Source organism: Catenuloplanes sp. NPDC051500 (assembly GCF_044454585.1).
Taxonomy (GTDB): domain Bacteria; phylum Actinomycetota; class Actinomycetes; order Mycobacteriales; family Micromonosporaceae; genus Catenuloplanes.
In genome coordinates this window covers 103,373-123,853 of record NZ_JBITDX010000007.1, presented here as the reverse complement: position 1 = coordinate 123,853, position 20,481 = coordinate 103,373, and the positions used below count along the sequence as shown (strand labels likewise).

Annotated in this window: 15 protein-coding genes and 1 riboswitch; of the genes, 8 read left to right on the top strand and 7 right to left on the bottom strand. The window is 71.5% G+C overall.

Going from position 1 to position 20,481, the window contains the following annotated elements; all coding sequences use genetic code 11:
* Window positions 1-12: 12 nt before the first annotated feature.
* Window positions 13-2,340 (bottom strand): NB-ARC domain-containing protein, encoded by a 2,328-nt coding sequence (locus ACIA8K_RS16410; protein WP_396059503.1) that lies wholly within the window; start codon window positions 2,338-2,340, stop codon window positions 13-15.
* Window positions 2,341-2,568: 228 nt separating this feature from the next.
* Between ACIA8K_RS16410 and ACIA8K_RS16405 the strand changes: the two genes are divergently transcribed.
* The gene (locus ACIA8K_RS16405; RefSeq protein ID WP_396059501.1) at window positions 2,569-4,008 is read left to right on the top strand and encodes a family 43 glycosylhydrolase; all 1,440 of its coding nucleotides are present in this window, start codon (window positions 2,569-2,571) and stop codon (window positions 4,006-4,008) included.
* Window positions 4,009-4,042: 34 nt separating this feature from the next.
* On the opposite strand, the gene ACIA8K_RS16400 is transcribed toward ACIA8K_RS16405, so the two are convergent.
* Window positions 4,043-5,323, bottom strand: a complete 1,281-nt coding sequence (locus ACIA8K_RS16400) for a glycosyltransferase (RefSeq protein ID WP_396059499.1) — start codon at window positions 5,321-5,323, stop codon at window positions 4,043-4,045.
* A 90-nt stretch (window positions 5,324-5,413) separates the two neighbouring features.
* Between ACIA8K_RS16400 and ACIA8K_RS16395 the strand changes: the two genes are divergently transcribed.
* A complete protein-coding gene (locus tag ACIA8K_RS16395; RefSeq protein ID WP_396059497.1) occupies window positions 5,414-5,755 on the top strand; it encodes a hypothetical protein in 342 nt (113 codons plus the stop codon).
* Between the two features lie 215 nt (window positions 5,756-5,970).
* Window positions 5,971-7,614: a phosphoglucomutase (alpha-D-glucose-1,6-bisphosphate-dependent) gene (gene pgm, locus ACIA8K_RS16390; protein ID WP_396059495.1), complete on the top strand. Its 1,644-nt coding sequence runs from the start codon at window positions 5,971-5,973 to the stop codon at window positions 7,612-7,614.
* Window positions 7,615-8,839: 1,225 nt separating this feature from the next.
* On the opposite strand, the gene mgrA is transcribed toward pgm, so the two are convergent.
* Together mgrA and ACIA8K_RS16380 are read right to left on the bottom strand one after the other, a co-directional pair.
* Window positions 8,840-9,838: an L-glyceraldehyde 3-phosphate reductase gene (gene mgrA, locus ACIA8K_RS16385; RefSeq protein WP_396059493.1), complete on the bottom strand. Its 999-nt coding sequence runs from the start codon at window positions 9,836-9,838 to the stop codon at window positions 8,840-8,842.
* Window positions 9,816-10,628 carry an ATP-binding cassette domain-containing protein gene (locus ACIA8K_RS16380; RefSeq protein ID WP_396059491.1) on the bottom strand — a complete coding sequence of 271 codons (813 nt, stop codon included), beginning with the start codon at window positions 10,626-10,628 and terminating at the stop codon, window positions 9,816-9,818. The genes mgrA and ACIA8K_RS16380 overlap by 23 nt, the downstream gene beginning before the upstream one ends.
* A gap of 197 nt (window positions 10,629-10,825) precedes the next feature.
* A riboswitch (glycine riboswitch) is annotated at window positions 10,826-10,915 on the top strand.
* 96 nt (window positions 10,916-11,011) lie between these two features.
* On the opposite strand from ACIA8K_RS16380, the gene gcvP reads away from it, so the two are divergent.
* Entirely contained in the window at window positions 11,012-13,852 is a 2,841-nt protein-coding gene (gene gcvP / locus ACIA8K_RS16375; protein WP_396059489.1) for an aminomethyl-transferring glycine dehydrogenase, read from the top strand.
* 346 nt (window positions 13,853-14,198) lie between these two features.
* On the opposite strand, the gene ACIA8K_RS16370 is transcribed toward gcvP, so the two are convergent.
* Window positions 14,199-14,399 carry a DUF5999 family protein gene (locus tag ACIA8K_RS16370; protein ID WP_306829691.1) on the bottom strand — a complete coding sequence of 67 codons (201 nt, stop codon included), beginning with the start codon at window positions 14,397-14,399 and terminating at the stop codon, window positions 14,199-14,201.
* A gap of 304 nt (window positions 14,400-14,703) precedes the next feature.
* Here ACIA8K_RS16370 and ACIA8K_RS16365 point away from each other — a divergent pair, with 304 nt between their 5' ends.
* From ACIA8K_RS16365 to ACIA8K_RS16350, 4 genes are all read left to right on the top strand, one after another.
* On the top strand, window positions 14,704-15,204 hold the full coding sequence (locus ACIA8K_RS16365) for a peptide deformylase (protein ID WP_396059487.1): 501 nt from the start codon (window positions 14,704-14,706) through the stop codon (window positions 15,202-15,204).
* A 75-nt stretch (window positions 15,205-15,279) separates the two neighbouring features.
* The gene (locus ACIA8K_RS16360) at window positions 15,280-16,029 is read left to right on the top strand and encodes an MBL fold metallo-hydrolase (RefSeq protein ID WP_396059977.1); all 750 of its coding nucleotides are present in this window, start codon (window positions 15,280-15,282) and stop codon (window positions 16,027-16,029) included.
* A gap of 8 nt (window positions 16,030-16,037) precedes the next feature.
* On the top strand, window positions 16,038-18,089 hold the full coding sequence (locus ACIA8K_RS16355; protein WP_396059485.1) for a hypothetical protein: 2,052 nt from the start codon (window positions 16,038-16,040) through the stop codon (window positions 18,087-18,089).
* Between the two features lie 67 nt (window positions 18,090-18,156).
* Window positions 18,157-18,462, top strand: a complete 306-nt coding sequence (locus tag ACIA8K_RS16350) for a GlsB/YeaQ/YmgE family stress response membrane protein (protein WP_396059483.1) — start codon at window positions 18,157-18,159, stop codon at window positions 18,460-18,462.
* Window positions 18,463-18,613: 151 nt separating this feature from the next.
* Here the strand turns inward: ACIA8K_RS16350 and ACIA8K_RS16345 are convergent, their stop codons facing one another.
* Window positions 18,614-19,642 carry an FAD-dependent oxidoreductase gene (locus ACIA8K_RS16345; protein WP_396059481.1) on the bottom strand — a complete coding sequence of 343 codons (1,029 nt, stop codon included), beginning with the start codon at window positions 19,640-19,642 and terminating at the stop codon, window positions 18,614-18,616.
* A 204-nt stretch (window positions 19,643-19,846) separates the two neighbouring features.
* Window positions 19,847-20,365: an SDR family oxidoreductase gene (locus ACIA8K_RS16340; protein ID WP_396059479.1), complete on the bottom strand. Its 519-nt coding sequence runs from the start codon at window positions 20,363-20,365 to the stop codon at window positions 19,847-19,849.
* Between the last annotated feature and the right edge of the window lie 116 nt (window positions 20,366-20,481).

The following is a 20,481-nucleotide window of genomic DNA, read 5'->3' as shown; positions in this document are numbered from 1 at the left end:
GGTCCCTCCTTTCTAGCCGGAAGCGGGCGCGGCCGGGGTGTGCGGCGCGGGCATCGGCTCGTGATCGATCAGGTCCGCGGCGTAGGTGTCGCCGACGCCGCGCAGCATTGATTTCGCGAGTTCCCGCAGCCGCTGGGCCTCCTGGTGGCCGCCCTGCGCGGATCGGGCCGCGGCCAGCTCGCCGTACGTGACGGCCTCGAGGTTGCGGTCGTCGCAGCCGCGGAGCGTCTCGAGCGTCTCCTCGTACCTGACGACCGCGACGTCGACCAGCCCGGCCTTGTAGTCGGCGCGGCCGAGCAGCAGGCGGGTGTGGCTGATCCCGTACCTGTGACGCATCGCCCCGAACAGCTCAAGCGCGATGTTCGCGTGCTCTCGGCAGGCCTCGCTGTTGCCCTCCTCGAGCGTCACCCGGGCCAGCGCGTGCCGCAGCCAGGCCTGCCAGAGCCGCTGCTGCGAGTCCGCGGCCAGGCGCTCGCCGTGGTGGAGCTCGCGGACCGCGTCGGCGTGGCTGTCCGCGTAGTCGAGCAGGCTGCCCAGCGCCCACTGCACGCCGGGACGGAACTGCTGCTCGAAGCCGCGGTGCCGGAGCAGGATCTGCTCGATCCGGGCCAGGTCCCGCCGGCCGTCGGACGGGGTCGCGCCGAGCGCGCACGCCATCGCGCGTTCGCGAAGCGTGCGGACCCGTTCGCGGTCCACGTCCTCGGCGGACAGCGTGGCCTCGTCAAGTGCCGCGAGCGCCCGGTCGAAGTCGGCAAGCGCCTCCGCGATCCGCCGGTTGCGGCGGTGCTCAAGCGCCCGGCAGCGCAGTGTCCGCGCCAGCACCTGCGGGTCGCGGGCGTACTCGGATGCCTCCGCCTGCTCAAGCGTCCGGTTGGTACGGCACAGCTCCGTGTTCAGCTCGGCGAGTGTGGCGAGCGCGAGCGCGGACGTGCGGCCCCGGTGCGGCTCGCCGGCGGCGGTGAGCACGCCGCGTACCGTGCCGAGCGCCCGGTCCAGCTCGCCCCGGTCCTTCTCCGCGTAGGCCCGCCGCTGCAGTGTCCAGTCGCTGCGCTGGGCCTGCCGGGTGCGCCTGCCGGTCGCCTCGCGCAGCTCCCGCTGAACCGCGTCGCGCGTGCGGCGCAGCTCCGGATCGGACTCGACGCGGAACACCGCGTACCCGTGCACGTGGTCGAGGGTCCGGTAGCCGGGGCCGCCGGTCCCGCGCGGCGTGACCCGCTCGATAAGTCCGGCGTCCGCGAGCCGTCCGGCGATCCGGCGGGCCTCGTCCTCGTCGCGTGCGCCGCCGGCCGCGATCAGCTCCCAGAGCGCGAAGTCCGGCGCGGGGAGCATGCCGAGTCGCAGGAAGGCGCCCTGTTCCTCCGCGGTGAGCAGGCCGAAGAGCAGGTCGAGCGCGCCCGGCTCCCGGTCGGTGCCGGACTCGCGCAGCCGGGCGACGGCCAGTTCCAGGTCCCAGTGCGGGCGCCCGGCAAGCGTGCTGCCGGTGAGCTGGACGGCAAGCGGCAGGTCGCCTGACTTCTCCACGATCTCGGTCGCGGCGTCCGCGCTCGTGGTGACGCGGTCGCCGCCCATGGTCCGGCCGAGCAGCGCGAGCGAGTCGGAACGGTCAAGCGGCCGGAGCGGGATCCCCAGCCCGACCGGGACCGCTGTCAGCTCCCGCCGGCTGGTCAGGACGGTCAGGCAACCGGGGCCGGACGGGACGAGCGGTGCGAACGCGGCGTCGTCCGCCAGGTCGTCGAGGATCACCAGGAGGCGGCGGTCGCGGGTGAGCCGCTGGAACGCCGCCGCCAGGCCGGGCAGGTCGGGCGGCGTCACCGCGCCGGGCTCGCTGAGCGACTCGACGAACGCGGTCAGCAGATCACGCGCGGCGTCGGCCGGCCGGTCGCGCAGTTTCGCGGAGCCGTAAAGGCGGCCGTGCGGGAATTCCGCCGCATGCTGGATGGCGAACTGGGTGACGATCGCGGTCTTTCCGATGCCGGGCGGGCCGAACAGGGAAATGGTCCGGGAGGTCCGTTGTCGATTCGCCGCCCACCAGGTGTCCATCTCACGCAGTTCGCGGTCCCGGCCGACGAACACGGCCGCGGGCGGCGGCAACTCGGCCGGCACGACAGGTGCGCGCGGGCCGGGTGGGCCGGGTGGGCGTGGTGGGCCGGATCCGCCGGGCGACGGCGTGCGGTGGCCGGCGGCGCGGACGGCGAACAACCCGAACGGCAGGCCGAGCAGCGCGGCGGCAAGCGCACCGAGCAGGGTCGGATGACTGTACGCAAGGAACAGCGCGCCGCCCACGACCGTGACCGGCAACGCGACGGCGGCGATCCGGAAGGCCCGATCATCGGAATCCATAGGTCTCCCCCTTCGGTGCGTCAAGTGTGGGCGCCGCTGGCAACGCTCCGTCCCGTACCAGGGAAGGCCTTGATCCATCGATTGTGGACATTAAGTACATTAGTATCCGATCGGTAGCCGGATCGCATCGCCCGAAAGGGCCGGCCACTCCGCGGCAGACCTTGACGATGCGCATGTGAGCGCTAACACTCATCGACGAATCCCGTTCTCCGGAAAGGAAAGACATCGATGAGACGTACCGTGGGAAGGCTCGTGGTCACCGCCGTCCTGGTGGCCACCGGCCTGGCGGTGCTCGGGCCCCCGGCGCCGGCCGCCGCCGCGCCCGCCGTGTCCTATACGAACCCGATCGCCGCCCAGCGCGCCGACCCGCACATCTACAAGCACACGGACGGGTACTACTACCTGACCGCGACAGTGCCCGCCTACGACCGGATCATCCTGCGCCGTGCCACCACGATCCAGGGCCTGTCGAGCGCGGCCGAGACGACGATCTGGACCCGGCACGCCAGCGGCCCGATGAGCTCTCACATCTGGGCACCGGAGATCCACTTCATAAACGGCACGTGGTACGTGTACTTCGCCGCCGGCGGGGACGACGTCTGGGCGATCCGCCCCTACGTGCTGGAGGGCACCGGCGCGAACCCGCTCACCGCGAGCTGGGCCGAGAAGGGGCAGATCCAGACCGGCTGGCAGAGCTTCGCGCTCGACGCGTCCACGTTCGTCACCAACGGCACCCGCTACCTGGTCTGGGCGCAGCACGACAACAACCTGCCGGCCAGCAACACAAGCCTCTACATCGCCTCGATGTCGAACCCGTGGACGCTCTCCTCCGCCGCGGTGAGCATCTCCGCACCCACGCTGGCCTGGGAGAAAATCGGCTACCAGGTCAACGAGGGGCCGGCCGTGCTGCAGCGCAACGGCAAGATCTTCCTGACCTACTCGGCGAGCGCCACGGACGCCAACTACTGCCTCGGGCTGCTGACCGCGTCCGCGAGCGCGAACCTGCTGAGCCCGTCATCCTGGGTCAAGACGCAGACCCCGGTCTTCACAAGCAACACGAACACCGGCCAGTACGGCCCGGGGCACAACTCGTTCACGGTGTCCGAGGACGGCCAGAGCGACATCATGGTCTACCACGACCGGAACTACCGGGACATCTCCGGCGACCCGCTCAACGACCCGAACCGGCGCACCCGCGTCCAGAAGATCTACTGGAAGGCGGACGGCACCCCTGACCTCGGCATCCCGATCCCGGACGGGAAGCACCCGGTGCGGCTGCGCTCCTACAACAACCCCGCCCGGTACCTGCGCCACTGGGAGTACCGGGCCCGGCTCGAGGCGAACGTCAGCCCGCTCGCCGACTCGCAGTTCCGCGTGGTCACCGGGCTCGCCGGAAGCGGCACCGTGAGTCTGGAGTCGACGAACTTCCCCGGCTACTACCTGCGGCACAGGAACTTCGAGGTGTACGTGGAGAAGAGCGACGGCACGGCCGTGTTCAACGGCGACGCGAGCTTCCATCAGCGCGCCGGTCTGGCCGACACCGCCGCCGTCTCGTTCGAGTCGTACAACTATGCAGGCCGCTACCTCAGGCACGCGAACAGTCTGTTCTACGTTCAGGCGCTGTCCGGCACCACCGCCCCGGCCGACGCCACCTTCTACACGGAGTGACCGCGCGGCGTGGGACCCCGGCGGGGGTCCCACGTCAGCCGGCCGCCACCTTCTCCAGCAGCCGCACCGCCCGGGACTCCGGCGTCTCGCCGTCGGACAGCTCGTCCCGCAGAGCGCGGGCCCGGGCCGCGAACGACGGGTCGGCAAGCACCGCCTGCACGCCGTCCCGGATCCGCGACGGGGCAGGGGTCTGGGTGCGCAGGTTGACGCCGACGCCGGACCAGGCCACCCGCGCGGTCGTCTCCGGCTTGTCCTCGGTACGGCCCGCGACCACCAACGGCAGCCCGTGCGCCAGCGCGAGCTGGATCGTGCCGTAGCCGCCGTTCGTCACCACCGCGGACGCGGCCGGGAACAGCTCCGCGAACGGGATGAACGACGCCACCCGCGCGTTGGCCGGCACCTCGCCCAGCACTGACGGGTCCGCGCCGCCGGTCACGGCCACCACAAGCACGTCCTCCTCCGCGAGCGCGGTGAGCGCGGGGCGCAGCAGCTCGGACGGGTCGGTCGCGATCGTGCCCTGCGAGACCACCACCACCTGGCGCCCGCCGGACGTCACCTCAGGCCACCACGGCGGCGGCGTGAACGCGGTCGCGGACGGCAGCGGCGCCGGATGCCCGACGAACGCCACGTAGGACGGCAGGTCGGTACGCGGATACTCGAAGCCGGGCGTGGACAGCTGCAGGTACAGCGCCGGGTCCCGGGACGTCTCCATCGCGGTACGCCCGGCCGGCTCCAGGCCGAGCGCCGCACGCTGCGCGTCGACCTGGGCGACGCTCGGCGCGAACACGGTCCGGCGCACGAACGCGGCAAGCGCCCGGTTGCGCAGCCGCCCGAACGGTCCGCCCATCGGCGGCAGCCCCAGGCCGAACGGCGGCAGGTCCCGGCTCGGCAGCCCGAGCGCGGTGATGCCGTAGTAGACGACAGGCGGGCCGCCCAGCTCGCGGAGCGCCGACACCGCGCCGAACGGGCCGTCCGCCACCACCACGTCCGCGGGCGCGTCGGCGAGCATCGCCTGCAGGTGCCGCACGTGCGTGGCGACCGGCGCGATGAAGTAGTTGGCGATGTCCCACTGGAGCTTCTTCAGCCCGGTCAGCGCGGCCCGCTCCGGCCAGCGCTCGTCCGGCGTCATCCCGCTCCAGTCCACCTCCTCCGGGATCGGGGTGAACTCCGCCCCGGCCCGGGTGGCCGCGCTCCCGAACTCCCGCCCGGTGGTGAACCGTACCTCGTGACCGGCCTCGCGTAACGCCTTGACCAGCGGCAACGCGGGGGTGACGTGGCCGGCCGCGGGCGTGGCCGCGAAGAGGAACCGTGCCATGCGCAAACAACTCCCTGCAGAACGTGCGGATGTCCGGCGTTGTTGTACGCCCTCACGATCTACAAGCGATATACGGGGTACGGTGCACGCGTGGAACCCGTCACCGCCGCGGCTCTGGCCGCCACAATCGTCCCGCTCGCGACCGGCGCCGCAGGCCAGGACGGCACGGCCGTCTGGTCCGCGCTGACCGCGTTCGCCGCGCGCCACGACGAGACCGCCGCGACGCTCACCGCCGTCCAGGACACGCCCGGCGACCCGGCCCGGGTCGGTGTGCTCGCCGACGCGCTCGCCGCCCTGGCCACGCGCGACCCGGAGGCCGGCGCGTGGCTGCAGGACTGGCTCACCGACGCGGACCGCCTGGTGGACGTGCCGCACATCCCGGAGACCGCGTCCGACCCGGTCCACGGAAGCGTGACGCAGCCTCAGGTCTGAGCCGTCCGAGGGTTTCGTGACCACCCGCGGATCCGCGGCCCGCGGGAGCGTGCGGGTCGTGCCCACCGCGTGAGCGGGAAAAGCCGGATCTTCTGGGTCTTTGTGACCGATTAGGTTGATCTTGGGGGTGTGGCGGGCGGTGTGCGGGCGTGGAGATTAGGGTCGGGGGAGACGTCCTCCCACGTCCTCCCATGCGCGACCCCGAGGAGACCGCTGTGTCCGTTCACCCCCGTGCCGGTCAGACCGCGGAGCCCGGTGACCTCATCGACGTGCCGGAGCTGCTGCGGGCTTACGGCGAGCGGCATCCGGACGTGTCGGTCCCGGCGGAGCAGGTCGCGTTCGGCACGTCCGGGCATCGCGGGTCGTCGCTGAAGAGCGCGTTCAACGAGGACCACATCGTCGCGATCAGCCAGGCCATCTGCGAATATCGCGAGGGCCAGGGCACGGACGGCCCGCTGTTCATCGGGCGCGACACGCACGCGCTCTCCGAGCCGGCCACGATCAGCGCGGTCGAGGTCTTCGCGGCGAACGGTGTGACGGTGCTGCTGGACAGCCGCGACGGTTTCACGCCCACGCCCGCCGTCTCGCACGCGATCCTCACCGCGAACCGGGGACGCCGCAACGGCCTGGCCGACGGCGTGGTGGTCACGCCGTCGCACAACCCGCCCGCGGACGGCGGCTTCAAGTACAACCCGCCGAACGGCGGCCCCGCCGACACGGACGCCACAAAGTGGATCCAGGACCGGGCGAATGCGCTGATCGCGGACGGTCTGCGCGGTGTCAAGCGGATCCCCTACAGCCAGGCAGTCAACGCCGACACCACCGGCCGGTACGACTTCCTGGAGTCCTACGTGGACGACCTGCCCTCGGTCGTGGACCTCGAAGCGATCAAGAACGCGGGGGTACGGATCGGAGCTGATCCGCTCGGCGGCGCCAGCGTGGCCTACTGGGGCGAGATCGCGTCCCGCCACGGCCTGGACCTGACAGTCGTCAACCCGGACGTCGACCCGGCCTGGCGCTTCATGACGCTCGACTGGGACGGCAAGATCCGCATGGACTGTTCCTCGCCGTACGCGATGGCCTCGCTGATCGGCAAGCGCGACGCCTACCAGCTCGCCACCGGCAACGACGCCGACGCGGACCGCCACGGCATCGTCACCCCCGACGGCGGCCTGATGAATCCGAACCACTACCTCGCCGTCGCCATCCAGTACCTCTACTCCTCCCGCGACGGCTGGGGCGCCGACGCCGCGATCGGCAAGACGCTCGTCTCCTCCTCGATGATCGACCGGGTCGCCGAGTCCCTCGGCCGCCGCCTGGTCGAGGTCCCGGTCGGCTTCAAGTGGTTCGTCCCCGGCCTGCTCGACGGCTCGGTCGCGTTCGGCGGCGAGGAAAGCGCCGGCGCATCGTTCCTGCGCCGCGACGGCTCGGTCTGGACCACCGACAAGGACGGCCTCCTGCTCTGCCTCCTCGCCTCCGAGATCCTGGCCGTCACCGGCAGGTCCCCGTCCCAGCACTACGCAACACTTGTCGAGAAGTTCGGCGCCCCGTCCTACGCCCGCATCGACGCCCCCGCCACCCGCGAGGAAAAGGCGGTGCTCGCCAAGCTCTCCCCGTCCCAGGTCACCGCGACCTCACTGGCCGGCGAGCCGATCACGGCCACACTGACCTCCGCCCCCGGCAACAACGCCCCGATCGGCGGCCTCAAGGTCACCACCGAGAACGGCTGGTTCGCCGCCCGCCCCTCCGGCACCGAGGACGTCTACAAGATCTACGCCGAGTCCTTCAAGGGCGACGACCACCTGGCCCTCATCCAGGAGGAGGCGCGGGCGCTGGTCTCCGACGCCCTCAAGTCCTGAGGCGCCACCCTGCCACCCCAGCCCAAGCTCCGCGTCGTCATGCGGGGCTTGGGCTGGCCCTGTGCGGTTGTTCTGAGTTCTTCGGCGATGCTGAAGCAACTGGTGCGATTCTTTCAATCGATTCGCAAGATCAACCGTCGAATGTACATGAGAGTGGTTATGGCGGCTTTATAACGACTCCCATGTACATTCGACGGTTGATCTTGAGGGGTTTGGGGAGCGATTGTGCGAGGGGTCCGCGCACTCGACGATAAAAGATGAAATATCGGGCGAGGCGCGTTGGCTCGCGCCATTGCGGTGCAAATCTCACCGCGCTTGATGATTCGTTTTTGTGGCGAGCATTTACGCACTTTCTTGCGCTGCTGGACCAGTCAATTTGGACCGCTTTATAATGAAATATCGGGTGCGAGGCTTCGTCCTGCGGCAGGTCGGGTGTTCGGTTCTTGTGCATCGGGCCCGGGGTGAAAAGCGTCTTCTACAGCGGGTGGGGGTGCGGTGCTCTTGCGGCGGGCCGGGGTGAAAGCACCATTGTGCGGCGGGCCGGGCTAGAAAGCGCTGGTTACGCAGCGGGCGCAGGTGAAAGCGCTGGTTATGCGGCAAGAGCGGGTGGGAGGTGCTGGTCGTGCGACGGGCCAGGGCGGATGTGATGGAGTGGCAGTGCGGGTCGAGAGGCGAGGTGCTCGATCTGTGGGTCGGCTGTGAAGAGTTGTGCGGCCGGGGCCCGGGGGCGAAGACGGCACGATGCGTCCAGGTCTCGTTCGTGCGGCCGGCGGAACCGTGATCGGGAAGTCGTCGGCGCTGCGGCCGGTCTCGTGCGTGGACGGCCCGGAGAAGGGAACGATCTCGTCGAGCGTGCGGTCGCGGCATGACCCAGGCCGGCCTGGTTCCGCCATCCGGATTCCGTCAGCGGCACCATGGATCGAAAACATCCGCTGACCCGTGCATCGTTGCCAGTTCTTGCGACCAGGTGCCGGTCATCGTGACTGCAGAGCCCTGATATCGGCGGAATCCGCGTATTGGTGCGATGTTCGGCTGTCTGGTCGTCGTGCCGGCGGCGGCCTTCTCCGCGTACCGCGTCAGGCAGATCGTCCCAGTGCGGACCGACGCGGCGACGCCGGCCACGCCGTTGAAGCAGCCGATGGACCCCCGGCCACCGGCTCGCCGGCCGCCCATGGCTCCAGCCGCCGGCGGCCCGCGTCGTCGAGAAGCAGCGGCAGGGAGACCGTCAGCTCCGGTCCACCGCGTACTTCTCGATGTCGGCCAGCTCGTCGTCGCTGAAGGACAGGTTGCCGAGCGCCGCGATGTTGCCCTCCAGCTGCGCGACGCTTGACGCGCCGATGATCAGGCTGGTCATCCGCGGGTCGCGAAGTGCCCAGGCGAGGGCGAGCTGGGCCAGTGTCTGGCCGCGTCCGGAGGCGATCTCGTTGAGTGCGCGGACCTTGTCCATGGTGTCGTCGGACAGGTCGGACTCGTTGAGGAAGTGGCTTGTCGCGACGCGTGAGTCGGAGGGGACGCCGCGCAGGTAGCGGTCGGTGAGCAGGCCCTGCTGGAGCGGGCTGAACGCGATGCAGCCGGCGCCGGCCGTCTCCAGCGCGTCGAGCAGGCCGTCGCGCTCGATCCAGCGGTTGAGCATCGAGTACGACGGCTGGTGGATGAGCAGCGGCGTGCCGAGCCCGCGCAGGATTTCGGCGGCGGCGGCGGTCTGCGAGGCGGTGTAGTTGGAGACGCCGACGTAGAGTGCCTTGCCGGACCGGACGATCGCGTCAAGCGCGGACATGGTCTCCTCGAGCGGGGTGTCCGGGTCCGGGCGGTGGTGGTAGAAGATGTCCACGTATTCCACGCCGAGGCGCTTCAGCGACTGGTCCAGGGACGAGACGAGCTGCTTGCGGGAGCCCCACTCGCCGTACGGGCCCTCCCACATGAAGTAGCCGGCCTTGGACGAGATGACGATCTCGTCGCGGTGCGCGGCCAGGTCGCTGCGCAGGATCGCGCCGAAGTTCGTTTCCGCGGAGCCGGCCGGCGGCCCGTAGTTGTTCGCCAGGTCGAAGTGCGTGACGCCCAGGTCGAAGGCCCGGCGCACGATCTCCCGCTGGGTCTCCAGCGGCCGCGTGTGGCCGAAGTTGTGCCAGAGCCCGAGCGAGATCGCGGGCAGCTTCAGCCCGCTGCGCCCGGAGCGCCGGTAGGTCATGGTCTGGTAGCGGTCACTTGCGGGGTTGTACGTCACGCGGGGAAGCGTATCCCCGCTGGGTGACGGCGTGTGCGGAGGCGGCCAGCAGCGCCGGATCCGGCTTGCCCTCGTCATATTGCAGGCAGGCGGTGAGCGTGGTTCCACCGCTGCCGACGGTCACCAGATCAAGAACCGGATCAGAATCATGACAAATCCCCATTTGGTACGCGCAGCGCGCGCGATAGAGACAGCCGGGCGCAGCCGCCGGGGGTGCGGGTGGTGCGCCGGCGAACAGGTCGATCGTGTGCGGATGGTGAGGGCCGGCCCAGAGGTCCTCGGCGCGGCCGTGCTCGACGATCCGGCCGGCGTGCAGCACCGCTATCTCGTCCGCCACGCCGTGCAGCGCGGCCGGGTCGGTGCCGGTCACCACGATCGCGAAGCCGTGCCTGTCGCGCAGCGCGCGCAGCCGGCCCGCGGCCTCGGCCGGCATGTCGTCGATGACCAGCACGTCCGCGTACCGCTGGCGGGGTGTGAGGATGGGATCGTCGCTGTCCAGGACGCGCGGGGAGGCGGCGGCCAGGCGCTCGCCACGGCTCGGCCGGGGGGTCTCCGCGGAGAGCGTGATCTCGGCGCCGCCGTCGCGCGGGCGGAGTGTCAGCCGGCCCTCGAAATCGCGCAGGTCGCCGGTGAGCACGCGGGTGAGTGTGGTCCGGCCGCTGCCGCGCTCGCCTGTCACGCCGAGGATGGCGCCGCCGGGCAGGTCGAAGCCCACCTCGCGGAGCGCGCCGTCGACCGTGACCTGGCGCACGCTCAGCACGAGCCCGCTCCGGGCATCCCCGATCGTCAACCGCGCCCCCCGACTGAGTGGACCGTGCAGTGTGTGGGTTTGTGCCCGTTTCACCTGCGATAACGTAAAACGCGAGAAAATCACAACACTGAACCGGTTCCGCCGTCAACGACCTGTCGGTGAGCAGTCGTCCGTGAGCGCCGAGCGCCTCGTGACCGGGCCGAAACATGATCACTGGTAGCGTTGGCGCTGCCGGCATCATCCGTACGGGAGAGACTCGACATCCCGGGCGCCGAAGGGGCAAATCCTCCCCGGAACCTCTCAGGCAAAAGGACCGTACGGGCAGGCGACTCTGAAGTGTGTGCTGATCTATAACCAGATCGGCGGGCGCGACAGAGGGGGAGGTTGGATCCTGTCGACCTCTCCGCCCGAGGAGCCGTGCCATGCCCCCTTTTGACGATCCCGACCTGTTCTCCGCGCGTCACATCGGCCCGTCCGCCGAGGACCAGCGGCGCATGGTCCAGGCCATCGGGTACGGCTCCGTCGAGGAGCTGATGGACGTCGCCATTCCCGAGGTCATCCGCTGGCACGGCACGCTCGACCTGCCCGCCGCGTCGACCGAGGCGGAGGCGCTCGCCGAGCTGCGCGCGCTCGCCTCGCAGAACACGGTCGCGGTCTCGATGATCGGCCTCGGTTACCACGGCACGCACACGCCCGGCGTGATCCTGCGCAACGTGCTCGAGAATCCCGCCTGGTACACGGCCTACACGCCGTACCAGCCGGAGATCTCCCAGGGCCGCCTCGAGGCGCTGCTCAACTTCCAGACGATGGTCGCCGACCTCACCGGCCTGACCACCGCGAACGCGTCGATGCTCGACGAGGGCACCGCGGTCGCCGAGGCGATGACGCTTGCCCGCCGCGCCTCGAAGAGCAAGAGCAACGTGTACGTGGTCGACTCCGAGACGCTGCCGCAGTCGCTCAACATCATCCTGACCCGGGCCGAGCCGCTCGGGCTCACCATCGACGTGCGGAACCTCGGCGAGGACGGCCTCCCGGACGAGTTCTTCGGCCTGCACCTGCAGTACCCGGGCGCGTCCGGCGTGGTCCGTGACGACGCCGCGCTGATCGAGGCGGCACACGCCAAGGGCGCGCTGGTCACTGTCGCGGCCGACCTGCTGGCGCTGACGCTGCTGCGGGCGCCCGGCGAGATCGGCGCGGACATCGCGGCCGGCACCACCCAGCGCTTCGGCGTGCCGATGGGCTTCGGCGGCCCGCACGCCGGCTACCTCGCGGTCCGGGCCGGGCTTGAGCGCTCGCTGCCGGGCCGGCTTGTCGGCGTGTCCAAGGACGCGGACGGGGCCCCGGCGTACCGGCTGGCGCTGCAGACCCGTGAGCAGCACATCCGCCGGGAGAAGGCGACGAGCAACATCTGCACCGCGCAGGTGCTGCTGGCCGTGATGGCAAGCATGTACGCGGTCTACCACGGCCCGGCCGGGCTGCAGTCGATCGCCCGGCGGGTGCACCTGCGGGCGTCTCAGCTCGCCGACGGTCTGCGCGCGATCGACGGCGTGACAGTCGTGCACGACGACTTCTTCGACACGCTGCTGGTACGCGTACCCGCGAAGGCCGTTGAAATCGCTTCAAAGGCCGAAAAGTCGGGCATCAACCTGCGGCGGGTGGACGCCGATCACCTCGGCATCTCGTGTGACGAGACCACGACTGTCGCGCACCTCGAGGCGGTGCTCGCGGTGTTCGGCGGCGGCGCTCTCGGCAGCACCGACGCCAAGGCCTTCCCGGAGGCGCTGGTCCGCACGACCGAGTACCTCACCCACCCGGTCTTCTCCAGCCACCACTCCGAGACCGCGATGCTTCGCTACCTGCGCCGCCTCAGCGACATGGACTACGCGCTCGACCGCGGCATGATCCCGCTCGGCTCCTGCACCATGAAGCTGAACGCGACCGCGGAGATGGAGGCCATCACCTGGCCCGAGTTCTCCCAGCTGCACCCGTTCGCGCCGGACTCGCAGGCGGCCGGCTACGCGCAGCTGATCGCGCAGCTCGAGGGCTGGCTGGCCGAGGTCACCGGCTACGACAAGGTAAGCGTGCAGCCGAACGCCGGCTCGCAGGGTGAGCTGGCCGGCCTGCTCGCGATCCGCGCCTACCACCTGGCGAACGGTGACGCGCAGCGCACGGTCTGCCTTATCCCGTCGTCCGCGCACGGCACCAACGCGGCCTCCGCGGTGATGGCCGGCATGAAGGTCGTCGTGGTCGCCAGCCAGGAGGACGGCACCGTCGACCTGGCCGACCTGGACCGCAAGATTGAGGCGCACCGGGACGCGCTCGCCGCGATCATGGTGACCTACCCGTCCACGCACGGCGTCTACGAGACAGGCATCGCGTCGCTCTGCGCCAAGGTGCACGACGCGGGCGGCCAGGTCTACGTCGACGGCGCGAACCTGAACGCGCTCGTCGGCTTCGCCAAGCCGGGCCGGTTCGGCGCGGACGTCTCGCACCTGAACCTGCACAAGACGTTCTGCATCCCGCACGGTGGCGGCGGTCCGGGCGTGGGCCCGGTCGCGGTCCGGTCGCACCTGGCGCCGTTCCTGCCGGGCGACCCGCTGACGCCGGCTGCCGACGGCGCGGTCGGCGCGGTCTCCGCCGCCCGGCACGGCTCCGCAGGCATCCTGCCGATCCCGTGGGCGTACCTGCGGATGATGGGCCCGGACGGCCTGGTCGCCGCGACAGGTGCCGCCGTGCTCGCCGCCAACTACGTCGCGGTCCGGCTGCGCAACCACTACCCGGTGCTCTACGCGGGCAACAAGGGCCTGGTCGCGCACGAGTGCATCCTCGACCTGCGGCCGCTCACGAAGGCGACAGGCGTGACAGTCGACGACGTGGCCAAGCGCCTGATCGACTACGGCTTCCACGCGCCGACCATGTCGTTCCCGGTGGCCGGCACGCTGATGGTCGAGCCGACCGAGTCCGAGGACCTGGCCGAGCTGGACCGGTTCTGCGACGCGATGATCGCCATCCGCGAGGAGATCGCCCGGGTCGAGGCGGGGGAGTGGCCGCTGGCCGACAGCCCGCTCTCCAACGCGCCGCACACCGCCGCGTCGGTAAGCGCGGACGAGTGGGCGCACGCCTACCCGCGCTCGATCGCCGCCTACCCGCCGGGTGTGGACCGGGCCGCCAAGTACTGGCCGCCGGTCCGCCGGATCGACGGCGCGTTCGGCGACCGCAACCTGGTCTGCTCCTGCCCGTCACCCGAGGCGTTCGAAGACTAAAAACGTTGTGAGGGTACGCCGGGCGGCCGCACCGCCCGGCGTATGTCTTTTCTGCCCCGGTCAGTCAGGGGGAGCCGGGCGGCTGCGGGCGCACCGAGCCGGCGGACGTCACCGTCCGGGCGGGCTGTGGCGCGGGCCGGGTTGCGGCCGCGGTGGTCTCCGGCGCCGTGCTGATCCGGCCGCCGCCACACGTGAGGCAGCGCTCATCGGACCAGCCGTCGGAAGACGACCGATTGGTTACGGAGAGATAGCTCGACGCTGAGCCGCACCGGTACGGTGCGTTACATGGAGTGGCTAAGTGAAGCCACCGCCGGAGTGGCGTCGTCGACGTCCGGCTGGGGGTGGATCAAGCCGCCAGGGCGTGCCGTGCAGGACCGCGGTGGGGCTCGATGCAGCTGCCGTCCGGCAGCAGTTCGCCCGTGTCCTCGAAGACGATGACACCGTTGCAGAGCAGGCTCCAGCCCTGCTCCGGGAAGGACGCGATCACCTTCGCGGCCTCCCGATCGGTGGCATCAGAGGTCGGACAGGGGCATTGGTGCTGACACATCAGGTTTTCTCCGGTCGGGGGGATTTCTGTGGCATGTTTCACATGCCCGGTGATGCACATTACCAAGGCGCTAGTGCACCTCCGAGCCTGCGGTGCGCGAATGAACGTGAATCCTCCGTTCGGCTGATCTACATCAGTCCGGACGGATGGGATCGCTCCCACTCGGGGTGATCCCAGCGTTACGGAGATCGTCATCGCTGTCACGCTCCGAGTGTGACTCCCGCCCGCCAGAGGTGCCACACCTATTGTCCGGCGCCCGCCGTGTCGCTCCGCACCCGGTAAGGACTCCGCTAGCCTGTCGGTCATGACGATGCGGCCCATCCGGGTGCTCGGCGACGCGGTCCTCCGCAGCCCCGCCGACACCGTGACGACCTTCGACGCCGGCCTCCGTGAGCTGGTGACCGACCTGATGGACACGCTTACCGGCAAGCCCGGCCGGGTCGGCGTCGCCGCCCCGCAGATCGGCGTCGGCGCGGCCGTGTTCGTCTACGACGATGACGAAGGTCACCGGGGACATGTCGTCAACCCGACCATCGAACTCGGCCCCGACACCGAGGAGGACGACGAGGGCTGCCTCTCCGTCCCCGGCCTGTTCTTCCCGACCGTGCGCGCCACCACCGCCACCGTCCGCGGCGTCGACCAGCACGGCGCCCCGCTCACCGTCTCCGGCTCCGGCTTCCTCGCCCGCATCCTCCAGCACGAGACCGACCACCTCTCCGGCCGCCTCTACGTCGACACGCTCCGCGGTGATGCCCGCCGCGCCGCCCTCCGCGAGATCCGCGCGGCCGCCTGGTCCCGCTCCTGAGCTCGGCCCCGCCTGTGGGTAGGGTGCATCGACGTGGATGACGGAACACGGGTGCGGCATCTCAACTGCGGCACCATGCGCATTCCCGGCGCGACGATCGTCTGCCATGTGCTGCTTGTCGAGACCGGCGACGGACTGACGCTTGTCGACACCGGCTACGGCATGGCGGACGTCGCGGAACCGGGCCGGCGGCTCGGCGCGTACCGGCGGGTCAGCCGCCCGGTCCTGGACCCGGCGGAGACCGCGATCGCGCAGGTCAGAGCCGCCGGACTGGATCCTGCCGACGTGCGCGACATCGTGCTCACCCACCTGGACATGGACCACGCGGGCGGCCTGGCCGACTTCCCCGGCGCCCGCGTGCACCTGACCGAGCGCGAGTGGCAGGCCGCCCGCCACCCGGCCACGGCCGGCGAACGCGCCCGCTACCGCGCCGCCCAGTGGGAGCACGGCCCGCACGTCGTCACCCACGGCCCCGGCGGCGACGAATGGCGCGGTTTCGCGGGCGCGCGCGAGGTGGCAGGCGTCGTGCTGATCCCGCTCCCCGGCCACACCCGGGGTCATGCCGCAGTCGCCGTGGACGCCGGTTCCCGCTGGATTCTGCACGCCGGCGACGCGTTCTACGACCGCAGCGTGCTCACCGGCGCCGGCCGGGAGCCACTTGCGCTGCGCGTGCAGGAGCAGGCCGTGGCGGTCGACCGGGCGCAGGTCCGCGACAACCACCGCCGGCTCGCAGCCCTGCACCGCCGCGCCGACCCGGACCTGACAATCGTCAGCGCCCACGACCCGGCCCTGCTGGCCCAGGCGGCCGCGCTCGCATCCGGTTAGGAGACCCCGTGCGCGCCTTCGAGTCGCCGGGCGGCGCTCTCTGGCAGATCAGCCGCGCCGGGGCGGTCGTGACCGTGCGCTTCACCCGGCCCGGCGCGATCCCGGTCGAGCAGGCCGAGCGCTACCCGTCCGCGGCCCTCGCCGCCGCCCACCTGAAGCAGAGCATCACCCACAGACAAGCCGGTGGGTACGCCGCGCGCGCCACCCCACCCGCGTCCACCGAAGACGTGCTGGTGCTGCCCGCCCCCTGGAAACAACGCCACCATCTGCGACGCGGCGGCTGGTTCACCGATGCACCACCGCCTGACCCGGCCACCGACGTCCCGACGGCACCTGCCGACGGCGTGCGCCGCGTTCTCGGCAACCCGGCGACCCCACCTGACCTGGCCGCGGCAGGCCTGGCCGCGCTCGGGGACCTGTCTCGCGTCACCCCGCTCGGTGTGGCGGTGGTGGTGTCCGCGGCGGCCGCATCGCTTCCCTGGCACCTGCGGCACGCCGCGGTCGAGGAGGGCGCGCGCTGGGCGTGCGGGCACGGGCCGGTGACCGCGGCCGAGGCGGCGGTGCTGCTGGCCGGCCTGATCTCCGGCGACCCGGTGCGCCGGCGCACGACCGCGGACGGGTTTCCGCAGGACGAGGCCGTGCAGGGCTGGCCCGGACACGGCTGGCCGGACTGGAGCACCGACTTCAGCACCGGGGTGCGGGCCCGGCTGGCAACGGCCGGCGACGAGGAGACGGCGGCGGTGACGGCCGCGCTCACGCCGTACCGCCGCGCCGGTCTTCCGCTTCAGCGGCTTGTGACGTCGTTCCTGCTGCCGGAGCGCCAGGACTGGGTGGACGAGGACCTCGCGCTGATCGCCGAGGTGCCGGTCAGGTGCGGGGTACCACTGCTGCTCTCCTCCGTGCGGACCGCCGGGCAGCTCGAGGCGGTCGCCGCCGCGCTGCACACACCGGCCGTCAACTGGTACGGCGGGATGCTCCCGTCCCTGGTCGAGGGCGTCGGCGTGACGGCGGCGCCGCTGCTGGCGCGCTGGTTCGACGACCGCAGCCTCCCGGTCATGGCCCGCCGGCGCCTTGCGGAGACACTCGCCGGGCTGCCGTCCGCCCCGGCGCTCACCGCGCTCCTCGACCGCGCCGACGACCGGGACGCGCGCGACGCGGTGCGTGCCGCGATGACCCGCTACCCCGGGCGGGCGATGCGGCTCGCTCCGCTCTCCTCGTCCGGGGCGGTGGAGGAACTGCTGCGGGTGCACGTGATGCGGTTCCCGGAGTTGGCCCGCGCGGTGCTTCCGGAGCTGCCCGATGTGGCGGCCGCCCGGCTCCGCGCGATCCTCGCCGACGCGGTCGACATCCGGGAGGCGGGAGCAGACGGCCGGTTCACGAGTGCGGACGCGATGGAGGGCGAATCGCGTGGTCGTGTCGCGACTGAAGCGCGGGGAGAGCCCGGCAGCCGGGGCCGCCGCCGGGGCAGTGCATGCGAGCCGCCTCCGTCGGTGGTCGCGCCGCCGCGGACCGGGAGGCGCACGGCCGAGGAACCACCGAGCTGGGAGGTATCGCCGACCAAGCGCAGCGCGCTGCTCCCGGCGTGGACGGACGCGGTCACGCTGCCGAGGATCGCGCTGCGGGACGGTTCCGGCGTGCTGCCCGTCTCGTCCGCCACGCGGCTGCTTACCGTGTTCGCAGGCGGCGGGCACCCGTCCGACCTCGACGTGCTGGACCGGGCGGACCTGGCGGAGTTTGGCTGGATCGTCTTCAGGCGTTGGGAGGAGGCCGGGATGCCCGCGAAGCACCGCTGGGCGCTGACCACGCTCGGCGACATCGGCAATGGCGAGACGGTACGCCGCCTGGCGCCGATCATCCGTATCTGGCCGGCAAAGGGCGGACATGCCCGCGCTGTCACAGGCCTGGACGTGCTGGCGTCGATCGGCACCGACGTGGCGCTGATGCACCTCCACGACATTTCCCGGACGGCGGACTTCACGGCGCTCCGGCGGCGGGCGGGGGAGCGCGTCGCGCTGTGGGGCCTGACCGCGGAGCAACTCGCCGAGCTGCCATGCCGATGACCGCCCCATCCCATCGGCGCCGGAGCCGCCGGGCCGGGTGCTTGCGTGCACCGGGCATGATCGGATCATGGGTATCGAGGACTATGTGTCGGCGATCGTGTTCGGTGCGGTGATCGGTGTCGTGGCCAGGATTCTGCTCCCTGGACGGCAGAGCATCGGCGTCATCCTGACCGTGCTGATCGGAGTGGCCGCCGCCGTCGGCGGTACCTGGGTCTCCGACCGCTACGGCCTGCACAGCGACTACACGTTCACGCTGTTCGACCGCGGTTTCGACTGGCTTGTGGTGGGCGTGCAGGTCGGCATCGCGGTCGTCGGCGTCGCGATCGCGGCCCTGCTGGCCCGCGGCTTCTCCACCGACCGCGACGACGACTGACCTGCCGGTCCCGGCGTCGGTGTGGCCTCGATGCCGGGCCGAAGACCGCCCTCGGCCTCAGCGCCGGTTGAGGCTGCGCCGGCCGCCCTGTTCTCGTCCGTTCGGCTCGCCGTCGGGTGTCGGAGGCGGGTGAGGGCGCGTCCGGGTGTGCTCAGCGCCGGTTGAGGGCTGCGCTGGCCGCCACGTTCTCCTCCGTCTCGGCGCGGCGGAGGGTCTCGTAGGCGGCGAAGGCGCGCGCGGGCTCGTCCGGATGTGCGCTGAGCGCCGCCGCGAGCGCCACCCCGTCCGCCAGCGCCATCGAGGCGCCCTGGGCCGTGGCGGGAGAGGCCGCGTGTGCCGCGTCCCCGGCCAGCACCATTCCGCCGCCGTACCAGCGTGGTGTGGTGGGAATGTCGTAGGAGTCGCCGCCGAGGACGTTCTCCCCGGCGGTCGCTGAGATGATCGCCGTGGCGGGGGTGGCGTCGTCCCGGACCGCGGCCAGCGCGAGGTCCCGCCACACGTGCCCACTGTGGCCCGCAGTGGTTCCGGGCTCGCCGGGAATGCGGGCGAACCACCAGGTGCGCCCGTCGCCGGGTGCGGTGAACCCGAACGATGCCCGCTCGCCGCGCACCATGTGGTAGCCGTCCTCCGCGACACCTGCCGCATTGCCGTCCGCGTAGCCGTAGATCACATGCTGCCCGGTGAAGCGGGGCGACGGCGCGTCCGCGTCGATCAGCCGGCGGACAAGCGAGTGGATGCCGTCCGCGCCGACCAGGACGTCACCCTCGGCCGTGCTGCCATCCGCGAACGTGGCGACGATACCGGCCGCCACCCCGGTCAGTCGCCGGCCGTGGTGGACCGGGATCCCGCGCGCCACCGCCAACTCCTGAAGTGCCCGGTAGAGCGCGTCCCGGCGCAGCGTCCGTGCCGGTCCGGAGATCGCGCGGTGCCCGAGGTTCACTCCCCGGGCGTCGTAGAGGTCCACGGTGCGGGCCGGGTACGACACGGCTGTCACCGCGTCGGTGGCGCCGAGCGACTCGAGGGCGGCCATGCCGTTCGCCATCACGGTCAGGAACGCGCCCGCGTCCGCACCGCCGGCCTCGTGTGCTTCGTAGACCGCGGCGGCAATCCCGGCCCGATGCAGCGCGAGCGCGGTGGCCACGCCCGCGACCCCACCACCAGCGATGATCACGTTCGTCATCCATCGAGCTTAAAGCCTGCCCAATGCCAGGGCGGTGGCCCAAGAGGCCCTCTGGATGCGCGGCGAGGGGGTCTTCACGACGTGCGGCCAGACCAGGCCACGCGCGGAGTCAGCCGCAGGGAGCCCGTACCTGGCATACGACTAGCCTCCTAGGATGCCTACGCACTGTGATGCGGCGCTGCTCGCGGACGTCACAGAGGCTCATCAGAGGAGCAGGCCGCCGGTGGCGCGGATGTTCTGGCCGGTGATCCAGGTGGCGTCCGGGCCGGCCAGCCAGGTGATGACGGCGGCGACCTCGTCGGGCGTGCCGATGCGGCCGAGCGCGCTCAGTGCCGACGCGGACCGGATGGCGTCGGCGGGGGCGCTGGCGTGCAGCATGTCGGTGTCAGTCTGGCCGGGGGAGACGGTGTTGACAGTGATGCGGCGGGGGCCGAGTTCACGGGCGGCGACCGCGGTGAACTGTTCGAGCGCGGCCTTGCTGGCGCAGTAGAGCGCGAGGCCCGGGGCGGGGAGCACGGTGTTGAGCGTGGACACGTTGATGATCCGGCCGCCGTCGCGCAGCAGTGGGGAGGCCTCGCGCATGGCGAGGAGGGGGAAGCGGGCGTTGACCGCCATCACGTGGTCGAAGTCCGCGCCGGTGAGGTCGGCGAGCGGCGCGGCCGGTGCGATCCCGGCGTTGTTGACCAGGATGTCCAGGCCGGACGCGCGTACCGGCGCGAACATGGCCTCGACCGCGCCGGGCGGGGGGGGGGCCGGGGGGGGGGGGGGGGGCCGCGGGCAGGGCCGGCGGGGGGGGGGGCGGCGCGGGGGGGGGGGGGGGGGAGGTGTGGGCGGGCGGC

What these genes read in the sequence shown, in the direction of transcription:
- gcvP (WP_396059489.1), top strand. Translation starts at nt 11,012, where the DNA reads ATGCCCCCTTTTGACGATCCCGACCTGTTCTCCGCGCGTCACATCGGC.
- ACIA8K_RS16350 (WP_396059483.1), top strand. Translation starts at nt 18,157, where the DNA reads ATGGGTATCGAGGACTATGTGTCGGCGATCGTGTTCGGTGCGGTGATC.
- ACIA8K_RS16360 (WP_396059977.1), top strand. Translation starts at nt 15,280, where the DNA reads ATGCGCATTCCCGGCGCGACGATCGTCTGCCATGTGCTGCTTGTCGAG.
- ACIA8K_RS16400 (WP_396059499.1), bottom strand. Translation starts at nt 5,323, where the DNA reads ATGGCACGGTTCCTCTTCGCGGCCACGCCCGCGGCCGGCCACGTCACC.
- ACIA8K_RS16370 (WP_306829691.1), bottom strand. Translation starts at nt 14,399, where the DNA reads ATGTGTCAGCACCAATGCCCCTGTCCGACCTCTGATGCCACCGATCGG.
- ACIA8K_RS16410 (WP_396059503.1), bottom strand. Translation starts at nt 2,340, where the DNA reads ATGGATTCCGATGATCGGGCCTTCCGGATCGCCGCCGTCGCGTTGCCG.
- ACIA8K_RS16345 (WP_396059481.1), bottom strand. Translation starts at nt 19,642, where the DNA reads ATGACGAACGTGATCATCGCTGGTGGTGGGGTCGCGGGCGTGGCCACC.
- ACIA8K_RS16405 (WP_396059501.1), top strand. Translation starts at nt 2,569, where the DNA reads ATGAGACGTACCGTGGGAAGGCTCGTGGTCACCGCCGTCCTGGTGGCC.
- ACIA8K_RS16365 (WP_396059487.1), top strand. Translation starts at nt 14,704, where the DNA reads ATGACGATGCGGCCCATCCGGGTGCTCGGCGACGCGGTCCTCCGCAGC.
- ACIA8K_RS16340 (WP_396059479.1), bottom strand. Translation starts at nt 20,365, where the DNA reads ATGTTCGCGCCGGTACGCGCGTCCGGCCTGGACATCCTGGTCAACAAC.